This window comes from Amycolatopsis sp. WAC 01376 (genome assembly GCF_003947415.1).
GTDB lineage: Bacteria > Actinomycetota > Actinomycetes > Mycobacteriales > Pseudonocardiaceae > Amycolatopsis.
In genome coordinates this window covers 1,354,862-1,373,765 of record NZ_QHKL01000002.1, presented here as the reverse complement: position 1 = coordinate 1,373,765, position 18,904 = coordinate 1,354,862, and the positions used below count along the sequence as shown (strand labels likewise).

13 protein-coding genes are annotated in these 18,904 nt (G+C 69.5%); 5 read left to right on the top strand and 8 right to left on the bottom strand.

Annotated elements, in window-relative coordinates; all coding sequences use genetic code 11:
- Nucleotides 1-141 precede the first annotated feature (141 nt).
- Both DMH03_RS15755 and aceB read right to left on the bottom strand, forming a co-directional pair.
- Nucleotides 142-1,338, bottom strand: coding sequence for an aldolase/citrate lyase family protein (locus DMH03_RS15755; RefSeq protein ID WP_125792693.1), 1,197 nt, complete (start codon nucleotides 1,336-1,338; stop codon nucleotides 142-144).
- A gap of 4 nt (nucleotides 1,339-1,342) precedes the next feature.
- Nucleotides 1,343-2,920, bottom strand: a complete 1,578-nt coding sequence (aceB, locus tag DMH03_RS15750; protein WP_125792692.1) for a malate synthase A — start codon at nucleotides 2,918-2,920, stop codon at nucleotides 1,343-1,345.
- 103 nt (nucleotides 2,921-3,023) lie between these two features.
- Between aceB and DMH03_RS15745 the strand changes: the two genes are divergently transcribed.
- Nucleotides 3,024-3,800 (top strand): IclR family transcriptional regulator, encoded by a 777-nt coding sequence (locus DMH03_RS15745; protein ID WP_125786550.1) that lies wholly within the window; start codon nucleotides 3,024-3,026, stop codon nucleotides 3,798-3,800.
- On the opposite strand, the gene DMH03_RS15740 is transcribed toward DMH03_RS15745, so the two are convergent.
- Nucleotides 3,790-4,521: a TetR/AcrR family transcriptional regulator gene (locus DMH03_RS15740; protein ID WP_125792691.1), complete on the bottom strand. Its 732-nt coding sequence runs from the start codon at nucleotides 4,519-4,521 to the stop codon at nucleotides 3,790-3,792. The genes DMH03_RS15745 and DMH03_RS15740 overlap by 11 nt on opposite strands.
- 107 nt (nucleotides 4,522-4,628) lie before the next feature.
- Between DMH03_RS15740 and DMH03_RS15735 the strand changes: the two genes are divergently transcribed.
- Nucleotides 4,629-6,128, top strand: coding sequence for an MFS transporter (locus tag DMH03_RS15735; protein WP_125792690.1), 1,500 nt, complete (start codon nucleotides 4,629-4,631; stop codon nucleotides 6,126-6,128).
- A gap of 63 nt (nucleotides 6,129-6,191) precedes the next feature.
- On the opposite strand, the gene ftsY is transcribed toward DMH03_RS15735, so the two are convergent.
- The gene (ftsY, locus tag DMH03_RS15730) at nucleotides 6,192-7,511 is read right to left on the bottom strand and encodes a signal recognition particle-docking protein FtsY (protein ID WP_125792689.1); all 1,320 of its coding nucleotides are present in this window, start codon (nucleotides 7,509-7,511) and stop codon (nucleotides 6,192-6,194) included.
- Between the two features lie 152 nt (nucleotides 7,512-7,663).
- On the opposite strand from ftsY, the gene DMH03_RS15725 reads away from it, so the two are divergent.
- On the top strand, nucleotides 7,664-8,872 hold the full coding sequence (locus DMH03_RS15725) for an anhydro-N-acetylmuramic acid kinase (protein WP_199748883.1): 1,209 nt from the start codon (nucleotides 7,664-7,666) through the stop codon (nucleotides 8,870-8,872).
- Between the two features lie 9 nt (nucleotides 8,873-8,881).
- Nucleotides 8,882-10,465, top strand: coding sequence for a sodium:solute symporter (locus DMH03_RS15720; RefSeq protein WP_125792688.1), 1,584 nt, complete (start codon nucleotides 8,882-8,884; stop codon nucleotides 10,463-10,465).
- A 72-nt stretch (nucleotides 10,466-10,537) separates the two neighbouring features.
- Here DMH03_RS15720 and smc read toward each other — a convergent pair whose 3' ends face one another.
- Together smc and DMH03_RS15710 are read right to left on the bottom strand one after the other, a co-directional pair.
- Nucleotides 10,538-14,137, bottom strand: coding sequence for a chromosome segregation protein SMC (gene smc / locus DMH03_RS15715; RefSeq protein ID WP_125792687.1), 3,600 nt, complete (start codon nucleotides 14,135-14,137; stop codon nucleotides 10,538-10,540).
- Between the two features lie 88 nt (nucleotides 14,138-14,225).
- Nucleotides 14,226-14,522 (bottom strand): acylphosphatase, encoded by a 297-nt coding sequence (locus tag DMH03_RS15710; protein WP_199748882.1) that lies wholly within the window; start codon nucleotides 14,520-14,522, stop codon nucleotides 14,226-14,228.
- A gap of 189 nt (nucleotides 14,523-14,711) precedes the next feature.
- Here DMH03_RS15710 and DMH03_RS42055 point away from each other — a divergent pair, with 189 nt between their 5' ends.
- Nucleotides 14,712-15,353 carry a hypothetical protein gene (locus DMH03_RS42055; RefSeq protein ID WP_158633088.1) on the top strand — a complete coding sequence of 214 codons (642 nt, stop codon included), beginning with the start codon at nucleotides 14,712-14,714 and terminating at the stop codon, nucleotides 15,351-15,353.
- Nucleotides 15,354-15,617: 264 nt separating this feature from the next.
- On the opposite strand, the gene DMH03_RS15700 is transcribed toward DMH03_RS42055, so the two are convergent.
- Nucleotides 15,618-16,319, bottom strand: a complete 702-nt coding sequence (locus DMH03_RS15700) for a response regulator (RefSeq protein WP_125792684.1) — start codon at nucleotides 16,317-16,319, stop codon at nucleotides 15,618-15,620.
- Nucleotides 16,316-18,901: a sensor histidine kinase KdpD gene (locus DMH03_RS15695; RefSeq protein ID WP_125792683.1), complete on the bottom strand. Its 2,586-nt coding sequence runs from the start codon at nucleotides 18,899-18,901 to the stop codon at nucleotides 16,316-16,318. Before DMH03_RS15695 ends, DMH03_RS15700 begins: the two co-directional genes overlap by 4 nt.
- Nucleotides 18,902-18,904 lie beyond the last annotated feature (3 nt).

The following is an 18,904-nucleotide window of genomic DNA, read 5'->3' as shown; positions in this document are numbered from 1 at the left end:
TTGAGGGACCCATAGTCCCTCAAGGGGCCCTTCACGGAACGACGAACAGGAGCGCCCCGCATGACCGGACCGATCACCCACGACCGTGTGGATTTCTGGTCATCCAACGCACCGAAATCCACACAGTCCACTCACCTCCGCTCACACGGTTCGCCGCGCGTAACCGTCCAATTCGGACCGGGTGAACGAAAGCTCCCCCGCGTCCAAGGCTCCGCAATCCAGCCCGCGCAACAGGAAGCTCGCCAGAGCCTGCGCTGTCGCCGGTTCGTCCAGTACCCCGCGCCCGGTCTGGTCGGCGTAGTCCCGCAACCGGCCCAATGCCGCCGGGAAACCCTCGCGGAAGAACGCGTACGTGGCGGCGAATCGGGTCGGCAGCTGGTGCGGGTGCAGGTCCCAGCCCTGGTAGAAACCCCGCTCCAGCGAGCGCCGCACCAAGCGCAGATGTTCGCGCCAGGCGGGGAGGATCGCGTCGCCGACGGGCAGCTTGTTCGTCGAGCCGTCCGAGAGGCGGACGCCGGTCCCCGCGGCCGAAACCTGCATGAGCTGCTTGGCGAAATCGGCGGCCGGATGCTCCATGCTCTGGTACTCGGCGCTGATCCCGAGTCCGGCGCTGTAGTCGTAGGTCCCGTAGTGCAGGCCCGAACAGCGGCCGCGAGCGGCTTCGATGATCCGCGGCACCGCCACCGTCCCATCGAGGTCCACAATGGACTGCGCGGTCTCGATCTGGACTTCGAACCGCAGCGTGCCGTCGGGCAGGCCGTACGCGGATTCGAGGCGCTCCAAGATCTCCGCCGCCACTTCGACCTGCTCGACAGCGGTCACCTTCGGCAGCGTGACGACGAAACCGTCCGGTAGCGGCCCGCTTTCCAGCAATCCGGCCAGGAAGAGGTCTAGCGTGCGGATGCCACGGCGGCGGGTCGCCTGCTCGAAGCTCTTGAACCGGATGCCGACGAACGGCGTCCCGCCCGTGACGGCGAGGGTCCGCCCCGCGGCGAGCGCGGTGGCGTCCTCCTCGTCGTCGCCCGGCCTGCCGAGGCCGTCCTCGAAGTCGATCCGCAGATCCTCGATCGGCTCGGTCAGGAGTTTGGTCCGGACCCGGTCGGCGATGTCCGCGTCCAGGTTCAGTTGATCGGCATGCTCGCCGAAGACCCGCAGTGCCTGCTTGCCCCAGTCCGCCACAAGCCGCGTCTTGTACTGCGACGCCGGCACGTACACGGTGTGCACGGGCTGGCGGCCGGGCGGCTCACCAGGATATTTGGCCGCGACGCGCGCATCGGCCTCGGCCAGACGCGCGTCAGCGGCGGTGTAAACGTCCTCGGTGAGCCGCCCGTTCCCCATCTGTCTACTTGATCCGTTCGTAGGCGGGCAGGGTCAGGAAGTCCGGGAACTCGTCGGCGAGCGCGACCTGCTCGAACAGCTCGACGGCGGGCTCCAGCAGTTCCGGCTTGATCTCGGCGGCGAGTTCGCCCCGGACCTCGGCCAGCACGCCACGCACGAGTTCCTCGGTGACCTTGTCGCCGGTGTCGAGCTGGGTGCCGTTGCGCACCCACTGCCACACCTGCGAGCGCGAGATCTCCGCGGTCGCCGCGTCCTCCATCAGGTTGTGGATGGCCGCCGCGCCGTTCCCGCCGAGCCAGGAGGCGATGTAGCGGATGCCGACGTCGACGGCGGCACGCAGACCGGCCGCGGTGGCGCCACCCGGCGTCGAAGCCGCGTCGAGGAGCTGGTCGGCGGTGACGGACACCTCGTCGCGGGCGCGGTCGAGCTGGTTCGGCTTGTCGCCGAGGACCTTGTCGAACTCCTCGCGGCAGATGTCCACCATGCCGGGGTGCGCGACCCAGGAACCGTCGAAGCCGTCGCCCGCCTCACGGCTCTTGTCCGCGCGGACCTTGTCGAGCGCGGCCGCGGTGACCTCCGGGTCCTTGCGGTTCGGGATGAACGCGGCCATGCCGCCGATCGCGAACGCGCCCCGCTTGTGGCAGGTACGCACCAGCAGTTCGGTGTACGCGCGCATGAACGGCGCGGTCATGGTGACCGAGTTCCGGTCCGGCAGCACGAACTTCTCGCCCGCGTCGCGGAAGTACTTGATGACGCTGAACAGGTAGTCCCAGCGGCCGGCGTTCAGGCCGGAGGCGTGCTCGCGCAGTTCGTAGAGGATCTCCTCCATCTCGAACGCGGCCGGGATGGTCTCGATCAGCACGGTCGCGCGGACGGTGCCGTGTTCGATGCCGAGCGTCTTCTCCGCGTGGGTGAAGACGTCGTTCCAGAGCCGCGCTTCGAGGTGGCTCTCCATCTTCGGCAGGTAGAAGTACGGGCCCTTGCCGCGGTTGAGCAGCTCCTTCGCGTTGTGGAAGAAGTACAGGCCGAAGTCGACCAGCGCGCCGACGGCCTGGCGTCCGCCGAAGGACAGGCCACGCTCGTCGAGGTGCCAGCCGCGCGGGCGGACGACGATGGTCGCGTGCTCGACGTCATCCTTCAGCGCGTAGCTCTTGCCGCCACTCTCCAGCGTGATGGTCTCGCGGACCGCGTCGTACAGGTTGACCTGGCCGGAGACGACGTTCGCCCAGTGCGGCGTGTTGGCGTCCTCGAGGTCGGCGAGCCAGACCTTGGCGCCGGAGTTCAGCGCGTTGATGGTCATCTTGCGGTCGGTCGGACCGGTGATCTCGACACGGCGGTCGCGCAGCGCGGGCGGGGCCTCGGCCACCTTCCAGTCGCCCTCGCGGATCTCCTTGGTCTCGGGCAGGAAGTCGAGTTTGCCGGTGGTCCTGGCCTCCTCGCGGCGCTTGCCCCTGGCCTGCAGCAGCTCGTCGCGGCGGGCGGCGAAGGCCTCGTGCAGGCCGGCGAGGAAGGCGAGGGCCTCCGGCGTGAGGATTTCGTCCCCGCGCTCGACCGGATCGCCGAGCACCTGAGCTTCAGACATGAGTAACACCCCGAGTTCGGATAAATAACGTCCCTACGGTTTTACATGACGGACTATAGTTTCTGCATAGCGGAACATCAACGCAGACGTAAGGAGTACCACGGTGGCAGCGGAGAAGAACGGGCGCGACGGCGGCGTCCAGTCCCTTCAGCGGGCCTTCGAGCTCCTCGAGCATCTCGCGGACACCGGCGGCGAGGCCAGCCTTTCGGAGCTGGCGACGCTGTCCGGGCTGCCGATGCCGACCATCCACCGGCTGATCAGGACGCTGGTGGACCTGGGCTACGTCCGGCAGAACACCAACCGCCGGTACGCGCTGGGCGCCCGGCTCATCCGGCTGGGTGAAAACGCCAGCATGCAGTTCGGCTCGTGGGCACGGCCGCTGCTCGCGGAACTCGTCGACGAGGTCGGCGAGACCGCGAACCTCGCCGTCCTGGAGCGCGACGAGGTCGTTTACGTCGCCCAGGTGCCGTCGAAGCACTCGATGCGGATGTTCACCGAGGTCGGACGGCGTCTCCTGCCGCACGGCACCGGCGTCGGGAAGGCGATGCTCGCGCACCTGCCGTCCGACGACGTCACGGCGCTGCTCGCCAGGACCGGCATGCCCTCCTACACCGAGCACACCTTCACCGATCAGGACGCGCTCCTGCGCGAGCTGGCGAAAATCGCCCAGCAGGGTTACGCGCTCGACGAAGCGGAGCAGGAACTGGGCGTCCGTTGCGTGGCCGTCGCGGTCCCGGGCGCGCCGGTGCCGGCGGCGGTTTCGGTGTCCGGGCCTTCGGGGCGGCTCACGATGGAGGCCGTCGAGCGGATCGCGCCGGTCGTCCAGCGGATCGCGAACTCGCTCGGCTCGACCCTTTCGCGGGACGGGGTCACCGTTTGAGCCTGGTCTCCAAGCCGTCGAGCATCCTTTCCAGCCCGTAGCGGAACTTCTCGTCGCGAAGCCGCTCCGGGTCGGCCTCCGCGTCGTTCCGCACGAGCATCTCCCGCTGGCGCGGGTGATCCCGTGCCGCTTCCTCGACGGCGGGACGCAGTCGCCGCGCCCACTCTCGCTCGCTCTGGCCGCTCTTCGCGACCGTCGTGAGCCATGCCGCCTCGGTCGTCCCCATGCCGATGACGTACGAGATCACCGCGCTGATCGCCTGATCCGCCTCGTCGCCGGGGAATCCCGCGGCCACGAAGACGGCCAGCAGCCGCTCGTTGAGCCGCATGACGTTCGGCCCGAGGTACGACAGGCCGACCGAGCCGAGCAGTGAAGCGACCCACGGGTGCCGCAGGATCATCGCGCGGACGCTCTGTGCCCCGACGACGGCCGCTTCCCGCCACCGCGCCGGATCATCGACGTCCGGCACGGTGATCTCGCCGTAGACCTCGTCGACGACGAGCTCGATCAGCTCGTCGCGGTTCGCCACGTGCCGGTAAAGCGAGGTCGCGCCCGCGTTCAGCGCGGTGCCGAGCCTGCGCATGCTCAGCGCGTCGACGCCTTCGACATCCAGGAGCCGGACGGCCTCGGCCACGATCTGCGCCTGACTCAGCGCGGGTTGATCCCGCTTCCGGCGAGGACGGGTCCACACCGACTGGATCGACTGTTCATCGACTGACATGCCGCCACCCTAGCGCACGAAGTACCCCCTTGCGTACGCCGTTTCGTTCTGCGTACAGTGTGCGCATCGACGGAACAACGTACGCAAACTCTTCTGGGGGTATCCCGATGAACGCATCACCCGCACGCGATCCACGCCGCTGGTGGATCCTGATCGTGCTGTGCCTGAGCACGCTCGTGCTGGTCGTGGACAACATGGTGCTGACGGTCGCCGTGCCGCCGCTGGCCGAAGACCTCGGGGCGAGCGCCCAGGACACGCAGTGGATCCTGGACTCCTACATCCTCGTGTTCGCCGGCCTGCTGCTCACCTCGGGAAGCCTCGGGGACCGGTTCGGGCGCCGGAAGGTGATGCTCATCGGGCTCGTCCTGTTCGGGGTGGCCTCACTCGTCGCCGCGTTCGCCGCGAACCCGCTCGAACTGATCGTGTCGCGTGCGGTGATGGGTGTCGGCGGCGCGCTGATCATGCCGAGCACCCTGTCGATCCTGATCACGGTCTTCGACGACGAGGAGCGCCGCAAGGCGATGGCGGCGTGGAGCGCGGTCGCGATGCTCGGCATGATCGGCGGCCCGGTGCTGGGCGGTGTGCTGATCGCGTGGTTCTGGTGGGGCGCGGTGTTCCTGATCAACGTGCCGATCGTCGTCATCGCGGTGATCGCCGCGCTCACGCTGATGCCGGAGTCCAAGGGTCCGTGGCAGAAGCCGGATCCGCTCGGCGCGATCCTTTCCGCCGTCGGCATGACGGCGCTGGTCTGGACGATCATCGAACTGCCCAAGCACGGCATCACCGAGGCCGGAACCCTCGTCCCGCTGACGATCGCGGTGGTGAGCCTGATCGGCTTCGTGCTCTGGGAGCGGCACACGCCGTCGCCGATGGTCCCGCTCAAGCTGTTCCGCAAGCGCAACTTCAGTGGCGGCAGCCTGTCGCTCACGCTGGTGCAGATCGGCAACGGCGGGCTGCTGCTGCTCCTGACCCAGTACCTGCAGTTCGTGCTCGGCTACACCCCGACCCAGGCGGGCCTCGCCTTCATCCCGATGGCCATCGCGTCGCTGCTCTGCAACACCCTCGGCGCCACGCTGGGCCAGAAGATCGGCAACCGCGCGCTGGCCACCGTCGGGATGACCGTGATGGCCGCCGGATTCGGCATGCTCGCGACGCTGTCGGCGAACGAGGGCTTCCTGCTGCCGGGGGCCGCGCTCTTCCTGCTCGGCGCGGGCGGTGGGCTGGCGATGCCGGCGGCGATCGCGGCGCTGATGGGCGAGGTCCCGGAGGAGCAGGCGGGGGTCGGCTCCGCGCTCAACGACACCATCCAGCAACTGGGCGCCGCGCTCGGCATCGCGATCCTGGGCAGCGTCGTGGCCGGCCTGTTCACCGCGCAGATGCCCGAGTCCGCCCCCGCGCGGGCGCGGCTTTCGATCAGTGACGCCTTCGCCACCGGTGACGGCGGGCTCATCACCGCGGCCCGCGAGTCGTTCACCTCGGCGATGTCGACGACGTTCCTCGTGAGCGCCGTGGGCGTGCTGGCCGCGGCAGTGGTCGCGTTCCTGGTGATGCGGGACAAGAAGCCCGCCCCGGTTTCGACCGACGAGAACGTCCCTGTCACGGCCTGACGCGCGCTATGAACGGTCCGTTCCTTGCAAATTTTGCAAGGAACGGACCGTTCATAGCATTGACTAGTTGCTGAGCAGGGCCTCGACGAACGCGCCCGGCTCGAACGGCGCCAGGTCGTCCGGCCCCTCGCCGAGACCGACCAGCTTGACCGGCACGCCGAGTTCGCGCTGCACCTGGAAGACGATGCCGCCCTTCGCCGTGCCGTCCAGCTTGGTGAGCACGATGCCGGTGACGTCGATGACCTCCGAGAACACGCGGGCCTGCATCAACCCGTTCTGCCCGGTGGTGGCGTCGAGCACCAGCAGCACCTCGTCGACCTTCGCCTGCTTCTCGACGACTCGCTTGACCTTGCCGAGCTCGTCCATCAGGCCGGTCTTGGTGTGCAGACGGCCGGCGGTGTCGACCAGGACCGCGTCCACACCCGCTTCGATGCCGCGTTTGACGGCGTCGAACGCGACCGCCGCCGGGTCCGCGCCTTCCTTGCCGCGGACGACCTCGGCGCCCACGCGCTCGGCCCACGTCTGCAACTGGTCCGCCGCGGCGGCGCGGAAGGTGTCGGCCGCACCGAGCACCACGGTGCTCCCCTGCGCGACGAGCACGCGGGCGAGCTTGCCGGTGGTGGTGGTCTTGCCGGTGCCGTTGACGCCTGCGACCAGTACGACGGCGGGCTGCTTCACGCCGTCGACGGTGTGCGGCAGCGCGCGGACGGCCCGGACCGCGTCGGTCGACAGGGCGGCGGTCAGCACCTCCTGCAACACCGTGCGCGCTTCCTCGGAGGTCCGCACGGCGCGGCGCTTCAGCTCCTCACGGAGCCGCTCGACGATCTCGGTGGTCGTCGCGGCGCCCAGGTCCGCCATGAGCAGTGTGTCTTCGACGTCCTGCCAGGAGTCCTCGTCGAGATCACCGGCGCCCAGCAGGCCGAGCAGGCTCTGCCCGAACATCGACCGGGACTTGCCGAGCCTGCCGCGCAGCCGCTCCAGCCGTCCGGTGGCCGGGGCGATCTCCTCGGCGGGCACGGGGGCGGGAGCGGGCGCCGCTTCCTCGGCCGGTTCGGGAAGTTCGATGTCACGCACCGTGCGCTGCGCGGAATCCCTCGGCACCGCCGCGTCGTCCCCGACGGCGGGCTGGCCGTCGGTCTCCGGGCGATCCTCGACCGGGTGCTCGGGTTCCTCGGCTTCTTCGGTCTTCTCGCCGCCGGGGGCGAGCGCGATCCCGCCTGTCGCGGTATAGCCGCCGCCCTTCGGCTTCTCGACGACATCGGCAGCCTTGGACTCGTCCAGGCTGATCCGGCGGCGGCGCGCGATGAACAGCCCGGCCACCAGAACGGCGACCAGGACCACGACGGCAACGACAACGATCCAGAACCAGGGGGTACTCGACACGGCGCCATCCTCGCATCCGCATACCGTCGCGTTCAGACGCCCCACGGGAAGCGAGCCGATCTTGTCAAGCACCCACTGGATAGGACTCATTTCGGACAAGAAGAAACGGTGTCGCTTGCGCGGCCTCCGGATCGAGGGCTAGACCACTCCGAATGACGGTTTTCTCCGGCTCTGGGGTCCGGGTGATCGGACTCATCTCCGGCACGTCGATCGACGGGATCGACGTGGCGGCCGCCGAACTGCGCGCCGACGGGGACACTGTGGTGCTCTCCCCGCTCGGCAGGCTCGAAGTCCCGTATCCCGAAACGCTCCGCGACACCTTGCTCGACGCCCTGCCGCCGAATCCCTGCAGTGCCGAACAGCTCACGAAACTCGACACCCTGGTGGGCCAGGCCTTCGGTGAGGCGGCCGCCCGCGGCGTCGAGGAACTGGCAGGCGGTACCGCGGACGTCGTCGCCTCGCTGGGCCAGACGGTGTTCCACTGGGTCGAGGACGGCGCCGCCCGCGGCACGCTGCAACTGGGGAATCCGGCGTGGATCGCCGAGCGCACCGGACTGCCGGTGGTGGCCGACCTGCGCGTCCGCGACGTCGCCGCCGGCGGGCACGGCGCGCCGCTCGCCAGCACGCTGGACGCGCTGTGGTTACGGGACATGGCCGCCTCCGGCCCGGTCGCGGCGCTCAACATCGGCGGGATCGCGAACATCACCGTGGTGCCTGCGAACGGTGCCGTGCTGGCCTACGACACCGGCCCCGGCAACGCGCTGATGGACATCGCCGCGCACCGCGTCACCGGACTGCGTGCCGACATCGACGGAGCGCTCGCGCTGCGCGGGAACGTCCGGCCCGACCTGCTGGCGAAACTCCTGCTCGACCCGTACTACGCGGCCGCGCCGCCGAAGTCCACCGGCAAGGAACTGTTCCACGGCGCGTATCTCGACGCGGCGCTCGACGGGCTTCCGCCGGTCGACGCGGAAGACCTCCTGGCGACGCTGACCGAACTGACCGCGGTGACGATCGCCGCGGAATGCCGTCGCCACTCCATCGCCACGGTGATCGTCTCCGGCGGCGGTGCCGACAACCCGGCGCTGATGGCCTCGCTCGCCAGGAACCTGCCGGGTGCGGCGCTGAAGACCAGCGACGACCACGGGCTGCCACGCGCGGGCAAAGAGGCATACCTGACCATTCTGCTGGGCTGGCTGACCTGGTCCGGTGTGCCAGGGAACCTCCCGTCGGCGACCGGTGCCCGCGGCGACCGGCTGCTCGGCAGCATCACCCCGGGCGCGGGGCCCCTGCGACTCCCCGCCCCGCACAGCTCAACCGTGACCCGGCTACGGGTAGCGGCGACGACCGGCGAGCGATAGGAGATACGGATGCGCGCACTTGACCTCGCGATCATCGGGCTTTTTCTGGTCGGCATGCCCTTGCTGGGCGTCTGGATCGGCGGCAAACAGAAATCCGGCTCCGACTACTTCGTCGGCGAAGGCAAGATCTCCTGGTGGGTGGCCTGCCTCTCGGTGGTCTCCGCGGAGACGTCCACCCTCACCGTGCTCTCCGTGCCGACGGTGGCCTACATCGCCACCCCCGGCGACGGCGGGATGACCTACCTGGCACTGGCGATCGGGTACATCGCCGGCCGGATCGTGGTGTCGATGGTGCTGTTGCCGCGCTACGTGGCGGGCAACCTGGTCACCGCCTACGCCTTCCTCGGCAAACGCTTCGGCGGCGGGTTGCAGGGCACCGCGTCGGTGACGTTCCTGCTCACCCGCACGCTGGCCGACGGCATCCGGCTGTTCGCCACCGCGATCCCGATCAAGGTGGTGATGGCGGCCTACGGCCTGAACGTCTCGTACTGGACCATCGTGATCGGCCTCGGCATCGCGATGGTGCTCTACAGCTTCTTCGGCGGCGTCCGCGCGGTCGTCTGGGTCGACGCGATCCAGATGCTCTGGTACGTCCTCGGCGCGGTCGTGGTGATCTGGGCTATCTCCAGCAGGCTGCCGGACGGCTGGTTCGACAAGGCCGTCGACGCCAACAAGTTCCAGATCTTCGACTTCTCCTCGAACATGCTCACCGGGCAGTACGCGTTCTTCACCGCGTTGATCGGTGGCGCCGTGCTCTCGATGGCTTCGCACGGCTCGGACCAGCTGATCGTGCAGCGCCTCCAGTCCACCAACGACCTGCGTGCGGCGCGGAAGGCCTTGGTCGCCAGCGGTTTCGTGGTGTTCATCCAGTTCGCGCTGTTCCTGTTCATCGGCGTGCTGCTGTGGGCGCTCTACAACGGCCTGGCCCCGACGAAACCGAAGCCGGAAGGCCTCGGACTGGCCAACAAGGACGAACTGTTCGCGAACTTCATCGTGAACGACCTGCCGAGCGGCCTGTCCGGCTTCGTGATCGCCGGAATCCTCGCCGCCGCACTGAGTTCCTCGCTCGGCGCGCTGGCCTCCTCGACGGTGACCGATGTCTACGAACGGGTGATCGGCAGGCAGCTGCCGGAAGCCGACCGGCTGAAGCACGGCCGGATCTGGACCATCATCTGGGCGGGCGCGCTGATCCTGTGCGCGGGTTTCTTCGCCTCCTCCAACAAGACCTCGGCCGACCCGATCGTGGTGCAGGCGCTCGGCATCACCGGCTACACCTACGGCGCGCTGCTCGGCGCGTTCCTGCTGGGCCTGCTGTTCAAGCGGGCGAGGCAGGCGGACGCGATCGTGGCGTTCGTGTCGACGGTGATCGTGATGGCGTTCCTCATCCTCGGCGTCAAGTTCAACAAACCGGACGGCAGCCTGATCGGCGTCGACTTCAGCAAGTCTTCGGGGAACACGGTGGCGCTGGCGTGGCCCTGGTACACGCTGTGCGGTGTGGTGATCACGCTCGTGGTGGGCGGGTTGCTGTCGCTGCGGCACGGGAGTGTCGACCCGCTGGCGGAGCCGGACGTGAAGGAGTCGACGCCGGTTTAGCCCCTCCCCCGAACGCTATGAACGGACCGTTCCTTGCAAATTTCGCAAGGAACGGACCGTTCATTGCACGCGCTAAGCGGAAACCGGCTCGTCTTCGGCGGTACGCAGCCGCTGCGAGATCACCTTCGTGATGCCGTCGCCCTGCATCGAAACGCCGTACAGCGCGTCGGCGATCTCCATGGTCGGCTTCTGGTGGGTGATGATGATCAGCTGCGAAGAGTCCCGCAGCTGCTCCAGCAGCCCGATCAGCCGTCGCATGTTGGTGTCGTCGAGCGCGGCCTCGACCTCGTCCATGACGTAGAAGGGCGAAGGCCGGGCGCGGAAGATCGCCACGAGCATGCCGACGGCGACGAGAGACTTCTCGCCACCGGAGAGCAGCGAGAGCCGCTTGACCTTCTTGCCCGGCGGCCGCGCTTCGACGTCGACGCCGGTGGAAAGCAGGTCGTTGGGCTGCGTGAGCACCATGCGCCCCTCGCCACCCGGGAACAGCACGCTGAACACGGTCTCGAACTCGCGCGCGACGTCCTCGTACGCCGCCGCGAAGACCTCGAGGATCTTCTCGTCGACCTGCTTGATGACGGCTTCGAGGTCCTTGCGGGTGTCCTTGAGGTCTTCGAGCTGGGTCGAAAGGAACTTGTACCGCTCCTCCAGCGCCGCGAACTCCTCCAGCGCCAGCGGGTTGACCTTGCCCAGCAGGCTCAGGTCCTTCTCCGCGCGCTTCGCCCGGCGTGCCTGGGTGTCGCGGTCGAACGGCATGGGCGGCGGCGGGGTGACGTCCTCGCCGCGTTCCTTGGCGGCCTCGTACTCGGCCATCTCGCCCGCGCTCGGCGGCACGGGGACGTCCGGGCCGTATTCGGTGACGAGATCCTCGAGGCCGATGCCGAAGTCCTCGGCGATCTTGGTTTCGAGCTGTTCCAGCCGCAGCCGCTGCTCGGCGCGCAGCACCTCGTCGCGGTGGACGGCGTCGGTGAGCTTCTCCAGTTCGCCGGTCAGCTCGCGGACCTTGCTGCGGACCTGGGTCAGCGCGGTCTCCCGCGACTGCCGCTGCGCCTGCGCCTCGTCCCGTTCGTGGGCGGCGCGCTGCACGGAGACCTCGATGCGCTCCAGCGCGATCTCGCCGCCGTTGACCACCGCGTTGGCGATCTCGGCGCCGCGTTTCCGTGCGGCCCTGGACTTTTCGGCGCGTTCGCGTGCCTGACGCTCGGCATGCGCGGCCCGGCGGAGCGATTCGGCCTTGCCCTGGATGCTCCGCGCGCGCTCCTCGGCGGTGCGCAGCGCGAGCCGGGACTCCATCTCCTCCTGGCGGACCGTGCCGAGGTCTTCGGCGGCCTGATCACGCTCGGCGGTGTCCGGATCCTCGTCGATTTCCTGATCGGCGACGGCGGCCAGCCGCTCTTCGAGTTCGGCGAGCTGCCGCAGCGCCTCTTCGCGGCTCTGCTCGACTTTGGCGCGCTGGTTGCTCAGCCGGTCCATTTCGGCCTGCGCGGCACGCGCGGCCTGCTCCATCCGGTTCAAGCGCTCGGACGAGCGGGCCTTACGGACCTTCGCGTCCCCGAGCGCTTCCTTTGCCCTGCCGACCTCTTCGCGCCGGGCGGCCTGTCCCGCGCGGGCGCCTTCGAGTTCCGCGGCGGTGCGTTCCAGCGCGCGCTCGGCGGCGCTCAGCCGATCACCTGCCTCGTCGACCGCGGCCTGCACCTCGATGACGCTCTCGCTGCGCGCGGAACCGCCGACCGCCCAGCGCGACCCGAAAACGTCGCCCTCCGGCGTGACCGTGCTGACTTCGGGATACACCTCGACGAGACGTCGCGCGGATTCCAGACCGTCCACAATGGCCACCCGGTCGAGCGCGTGCTCGACGGCCGAGCGCAGCGCGGGCGGCGCCGTGACGACTTCACGTGCCCAGCGCGCCCCCTCGGGCAGCGACGGCCACGAGCTGGTGTCCACAGTGGACTCCATCCCGCCGAGCAGAATACCCGCGCGACCGGAGTCGTTGTCCTTCAAGAACTTCAGCGCGGCGAGCGCGTCTTCGCCGCCGTTGACCGCGACCGCGTCGGCGACCGGGCCGAGCGCGGCGGCCAGCGCGACCTCGTGGCCCGCTTCGACGGTGAGCAGCGCGGCCACCGAACCGAGCAGGCCCGGCAGTTCGTGCTGCGCGCCGAGCAGCGCGCCGGCGCCGTCTTTGCGCCGCAGGCCCATCGAGAGCGCCTCGACGCGGGCCTTCTCCGACGCGATCTCGCGTTCGGCGGTCCGCTCGGCCTTGACCAGCTCCTCGACCCGCGCCTTGGCGGCGTTGTTGGCCTCCACCGCGCGGTCGTGGTGAGCCTGCAGGTCGGAGTCGTCGGATTCCTCGACACCGCCCGCGGCCTTGGCCTCTTCGAGCTCCTCGACGGCGATCTCCGCCCGCTCGGCGGCCTCTTCGAGCGACACGGTGAGCCGGTCGATCTCGTCGGAGGTCGCGCCGTTCTTGCTGCGCAACGCCTCGACCTGGCCGGAGAGCTTCGCGAGCCCTTCCCGGCGGTCGGCGATCGCGCGGACCGCGGCCATATGCGCCCGCTCGGCAGCCTGGACGAGATGTTCGAGCTGCTCACGCCGCTGGACGGTCTCCGAAAGCAGCATGCGGGCCTCGGCGACGGCCTCGTTGAGCTCCTGCTCCCGCTCGGCGTCCTGCTCCGCCTCGGCGAGCAGCTCGTCGGGGTCGCGGCCGGTGCTCGCCTGCTGCACGTCGGACGACAGATGCCGCTGACGCTCCAGCGCGAGCCGCACGGTGCCGCGCAACCGCTCCGTCAAGGCGGAGAGCTTGTACCAAGTCTCCTGTGCGGCGGCCAGCTTCGGCGCGTCCTCGGCGAGCGACGCTTCGAGCTCGGCCTCCTCCGCGGCGACGATCTCCAGCGCCTGCTCGACCTCGGCGCGCCGCTGACGGGCGACGCGCTCGTCGGCCTCTTCCTTGGCGATGCCTTCGCGCTGGGAGACCAGGTCGTGGGCGAACAACCGCAGCCGCGCGTCGCGCAGCTCGGACTGCACCCACTGCGCCTTGCGGGCGATCTCGGCCTGCTTGCCCAGCGGTTTGAGCTGGCGGCGGAGTTCGGTGGTGAGGTCGCCGAGGCGGTCGAGGTTGCCCTGCATGTTCGCGAGCTTGCGCAGGGTCTGTTCCTTGCGCTTGCGGTGCTTGAGGACGCCGGCGGCCTCTTCGATGAAGGCGCGGCGCTCCTCGGGTTTGGATTCGAGGATCGCCGAAAGCTGACCCTGCCCGACGATGACGTGCATCTCGCGGCCGATACCGGAGTCCGACAGCAGTTCCTGCACGTCCATCAGGCGGCAGCGGTCGCCGTTGATCTCGTATTCGCTCGCGCCGTCACGGAACATCCGGCGGGTGATCGACACCTCGGAGTATTCGATGGGCAGCGCGCCGTCGGCGTTGTCGATGGTCAGGGTGACCTCGGCGCGCCCGAGCGGGGCACGGCCGGCGGTCCCGGCGAAGATGACGTCCTCCATCTTGCCGCCGCGCAGATCCTTCGCGCCCTGGGTGCCCATGACCCAGCGGAGCGCGTCGAGGACATTTGACTTGCCGGAGCCGTTCGGTCCGACCACACAGGTGATGCCCGGCTCGAAACGCAACGTCGTCGCCGAGGCGAAGGACTTGAAGCCCTTGAGCGTCAGGCTCTTCAGGTGCACGTCGTGCTGACCCCTCTGGCTGCGGGAACCGGTCTTTCAATCGACCCAGGCTACCTGTGTGCTCACGGTGATCGTGGGACGCGGGGCCTCAGCGCTCCACGAACCCGCGAAGCCCGCCTTTCGCGGGCGACCACCGCTCGACGACGTGATCCACACTTCCGGGTGATTCCCCGGAGCGCAAAGCCGTCAAAAGCCGCTCACAGTGTTCACGAACACCCTCCGCTATCACCTCGACACGCCCGTCGGCCAGATTGGCCGCGCTGCCTGCCAACCCCAGCTCAAGCGCCCTACTACGGGTCCACCAGCGGAAACCGACACCCTGCACGCGACCGTGCACCCACGCGGTCAGCCTGATGTGCGTTACTTCTTCACTCACGTTCCCCATCGTGCACCATGCGAATGAACGCGGAGGGTGAACACGACGTTCGCTGTGGTTCGCAGACGGTTGAGCAGCGGTGATAATCTCCGCGCCGGGTCCCCACTTGGGCTACCTCGCCCGGGTAGCCGGAGCCGGCTTGGCATACTTGTCTGCCGTCTCGAACTCCCCGAAGTCCCCCATCCGAGGAGCCAGCACATGCCCCGTCCCGACGGGTCTGATTCGAGCGCACGCGTGTCCGTGGCACCCCCACGCGGCGCCACCGGCAAGCTCAACCGCGCCGGCTACGCCGTACTCGGCGTCAGCGGCCTCGTGGTGGCGACCGCCTTCGCCGCGATCGCCGAACTCGCGGGTCCCGGCGTCTCCACCACCGCGGGCGGCACCGGCGTCCCCGGCGGCGGACAGGGCATCGCCCCCGCCGGCGTGCAGGTGGTCCCCGGCAACGCCGTCCCCGGCGGCCCGATGACCGTCAGCGGCTCGCCGATCCCCGGCGCGCCCTCCAGCTCGACGGCGCCGCCGACCACGGTGACCTCGGTCGGGGCGGACGGCAAGGAGACGACGAGCGTCGTCACGCCGCCTCCGCCGGTCGTGCCGCCGAATCCGGGTGGCGGTGAGCCGACGCGTACGGTCCTGCCGCCGTCGTCGCCCCCCAAGCCCACCTCGCCGACCACGACCACGCCGACGAAGACGACCCCTCCGACCACGACACCCCCGCCGGAGACCACGTCCACCACCACCACGGGTGGCGGCTCCAGCTCCAGCGGCGCCCCCAGCGAGTCGACCCCGGGCCGGTCCAGCACCTCCGGCGCCAGCGACACCTCCACGAGCAGCGCTCAGTAAGCCTTGGGTCCGTGAAGGCCTCCTTGCCTACCTTGAGGGTAGGCAAGGAGGCCTTCACTACTTCGCGGCGGTGAAACGAACCTCCGACGGCCCCACGCGCGCCATGAACGGTCCGTTCCTTGCAAATTTTGCAAGGAACGGACCGTTCATGGCGTTCCCGCAGGTTCGTGGCGGCCGGGTGCGCCGGATGTCATGAAAGGGTCGTTCAGGACGAAAAACGTCCTGAACGACCCTTTCATGACACTCGAGCCCAGACCGCGAGCCTCACATTTCGAAGCGGTATCCCATCCCCGGTTCCGTCAGCAGGTGCCGCGGCCGCGAGGGTTCCGGTTCCAGCTTCCGCCGCAGCTGCGCCAGGTACACCCGCAGGTAGTGCGATTCGGTCTCATACGTCGGTCCCCACACCTCGTGCAGCAGCTGTTTCTGCGCCACCAGACGGCCGCGGTTGCGCACCAGCAGTTCCAGCACGCCCCATTCGGTCTTGGTGAGGTGCACTTCCTTGCCGTCCCGGCGCACCTTCTTCGCCGCCAGGTCGATGCGGAAGGATCCCGTGTCCACCACCGCGTCCGCACCGTCCACACCGGACGACGCGGATCGGCGCACGGCGGCGCGGAGCCGCGCCAGCAGTTCGTCCATGCCGAAGGGTTTGGTGACGTAGTCGTCGGCGCCGGCGTCGAGGGCCTCGACCTTGTCGGCCGAGTCGCCGCGCGCGGACAGCACGATGATCGGCACGGTCGTCCAGCCGCGCAGGCCCGCGATCACCTCGGTGCCGTCGAGGTCGGGCAGGCCGAGGTCGAGGACGACGACGTCGGGTTTGGTCTCGGCGACGGCCTTCAGCGCGGCCGTCCCGTCGTGCGCGGTGATCACCTTGTAGCCGCGGGCGGACAGGTTGATCCGCAGGGCTCGCACGATCTGCGGTTCGTCGTCGACGACCAGGACGGTCGCCGACGCGGTGTCTGCGCTCATCGCACTCGCTCCTCCTCTTCGTTCTCCAGTCCCTCGTCGTCGAACGCGAGGAGGCTCTTTTCCGGATCCTGACCAACATAGGCGGGCAGCGAGACGACGACGGTGAGTCCGCCGCCGGGCGTGTCCTCCGCCCGGATCCGCCCGCCCATCGCCTCGGTGAACCCCTTGGCGACCGACAGTCCCAGTCCCACGCCTGGCACGCTGTCCCGGTCTCCCCCGAGCCGCTGGAACGGCGCGAACGCCGAGTCCGCGGTGCCTTTCTTGAGCCCGCGCCCGTGGTCGACGATGCGCAGTTCGACATGGTCCGAATGCGTGCTGGCGCGGGCCGAGACCGGTTCGCTCGACCTCCCGTGGCGCAGCGCGTTGTCGATCACGTTCGCCACGACCCGTTCCAGCAGGCCGGGATCGGCGCACACCGACGGCAGCCGCGAGTCGATCGCGACCACGACCGAATCAGAGTTGTCCACATTGGACAAAGCGTGCGAGACCACCTCGTCGTAGCCGACCGGGCGCAGGTGCGGGCGCACCGCGCCGGTCGCCAGCCGCGACGAGTCGAGCAGGTTGTCGATCAGCCCGGCGAGCCGGTCCGCCGATTCCTCGATCGCTTCGAGCAGCTCGTCGGTGTCCTCTTCGGACAGTGAGATGTCGGTCGCGCGCAGGCTGCCGATGGCTGCCTTGATCGACGTCAGCGGGGTACGGAGGTCGTGGCCGACGGCCGACAGGAGGGCCGTGCGCAGTTCGGTCGCCTCGGCCTTGCGTTCGGCGCGGATGGCCGCCTTCGCCGTCCGCTGCTGCCGGAGGGCCAGCAACGCCTGCCCCGCGACGGCTTCCAGCACTCCCCGGTCCGACGCGGGCAGCGCGCGGCCGCGCAGCGTCAGGTGGACGTCGGCGGTGACCGCGATGTCGGCGTCGGCCTGGTCGGGGTCGGCGCAGGGATCCGTGCCGGCGTTCGCCACCCGTTTCCACTTCCCGTCCCGCTTTTCCAGCAGCGACACCGAAGTCAGGCCGAAGTTCTCGCGGACCTTCTCCAGCAGCCGCTCGATCGGGTTGGTGTGCGTGAGCACCGTCCGCGCGTACGAAGCGAGCAGCGCCGCCTCGGTTCGCGCCCGTGCGGCCTGCGTCGCGCGCCGGGCGGCGGTGTCGACGACCGCCGCGACGAGGACCGCCACCAGCACCATCGCGACCAGCGTGATCACGTTGCGCGGCTCGTGGACGGTCAGGTTGTACAGCGGCGGGGTGAAGAAGAAGTTCAGCAGCCCGGCCGAGAACACCGCCGCGAGCAGCGCGGGCCCGAGCCCGCCCGCGAGCGCGACCAGCACCGTCGCGAGGACGTAGTCGATCACGTCGGTGGAGAAGTCGAGCTCGTCCCTCAGCAGGACACCGAACAGCGTCGCCAGCGCGGGCAGCACCAGCGAAAGCACCCAGCCGGTCAAACGCCGCGAAGGTGCGAGCGGGCTCCGGTTGAAGCGGGCGCGCAGCCGCCCGCCCGCTTCTGCGTGCGTGACCATGTGGACGTCGATCGGGCCCGACCGCTGGACGACGGCCGCGCCGATGCCCTCGTCGAACAACCGCGCCACGCGTGACCGCCGCGAGGTCCCGACCACCAGCTGGGTCGCGTTCACCCCGCGCGCGAAGTCGAGCAGCGCCGTCGGCACGTCGTCGCCGACGACGGTGTGGAAGGTCGCGCCGACCTCCTCGGCCAGCTTCCGGTACTTGCCGACCGCCGTCGGCCCCATCCCGGCGAGCCCGTCGCCACGCAGGATGTGCAGCACCTGCAGTTCGGCGCCCGCGCGGTTCGCGATCCGGCTCGCGCGGCGGATCAGCGTCTCGCTCTCGGGGCCGCCAGTGATGGACACGACCACCCGTTCGCGTGCTTCCCACGTGTCGGTGATCTTCTGCTCGGCCCGGTACCGCTGCAGCGCCACGTCGACCTGGTCGGCGACCCACAGCAGCGCGAGTTCCCGCAGCGCGGTGAGGTTGCCGGGCCGGAAGTAGTTGCCCAGCGCCGCGTCGATCCGCTCGGCCGGGTAGACGTTGCCGTGCGCCAGCCGCCTGCGCAGTGCCTCGGGCGTGATGTCGACCAGCTCCAGCTGCTCGGCCCGCCGCACGACCTCGTCGGGCACCGTCTCCTGCTGGGTGACGCCGGTGATCCGCTCGACGACGTCGTTGAGGCTCTGCAGATGCTGCACGTTGACCGTGGAGAGCACGTCGATCCCGGCGGCGAGCAGTTCGTCGATGTCCTGCCAGCGCTTTTCGTTGCGCGATCCCGGCACGTTGGTGTGCGCGAGTTCGTCGACCACGGCGACCTCGGGGGCGCGGGCGAGCAGCGCGTCGAGGTCCATCTCCTCGAACTCGTGGTCCCGGTGCGCGGACCGGCGGCGCGGCACCGTCTCGAGCCCGTCGACGAGCTCCGCGGTCTTCTTCCGCCCGTGCGTCTCGACCAGGCCGATGACCACGTCGGTGCCCCGGTCGAGGCGTCGCCGCGCCTCGCCGAGCATCGCGTAGGTCTTGCCGACGCCGGGGGCCGCGCCGAGGTAGATCCTCAGCTCACCCCGGCGCGGCTTGGTCGTGTTCTCGTCCACGTC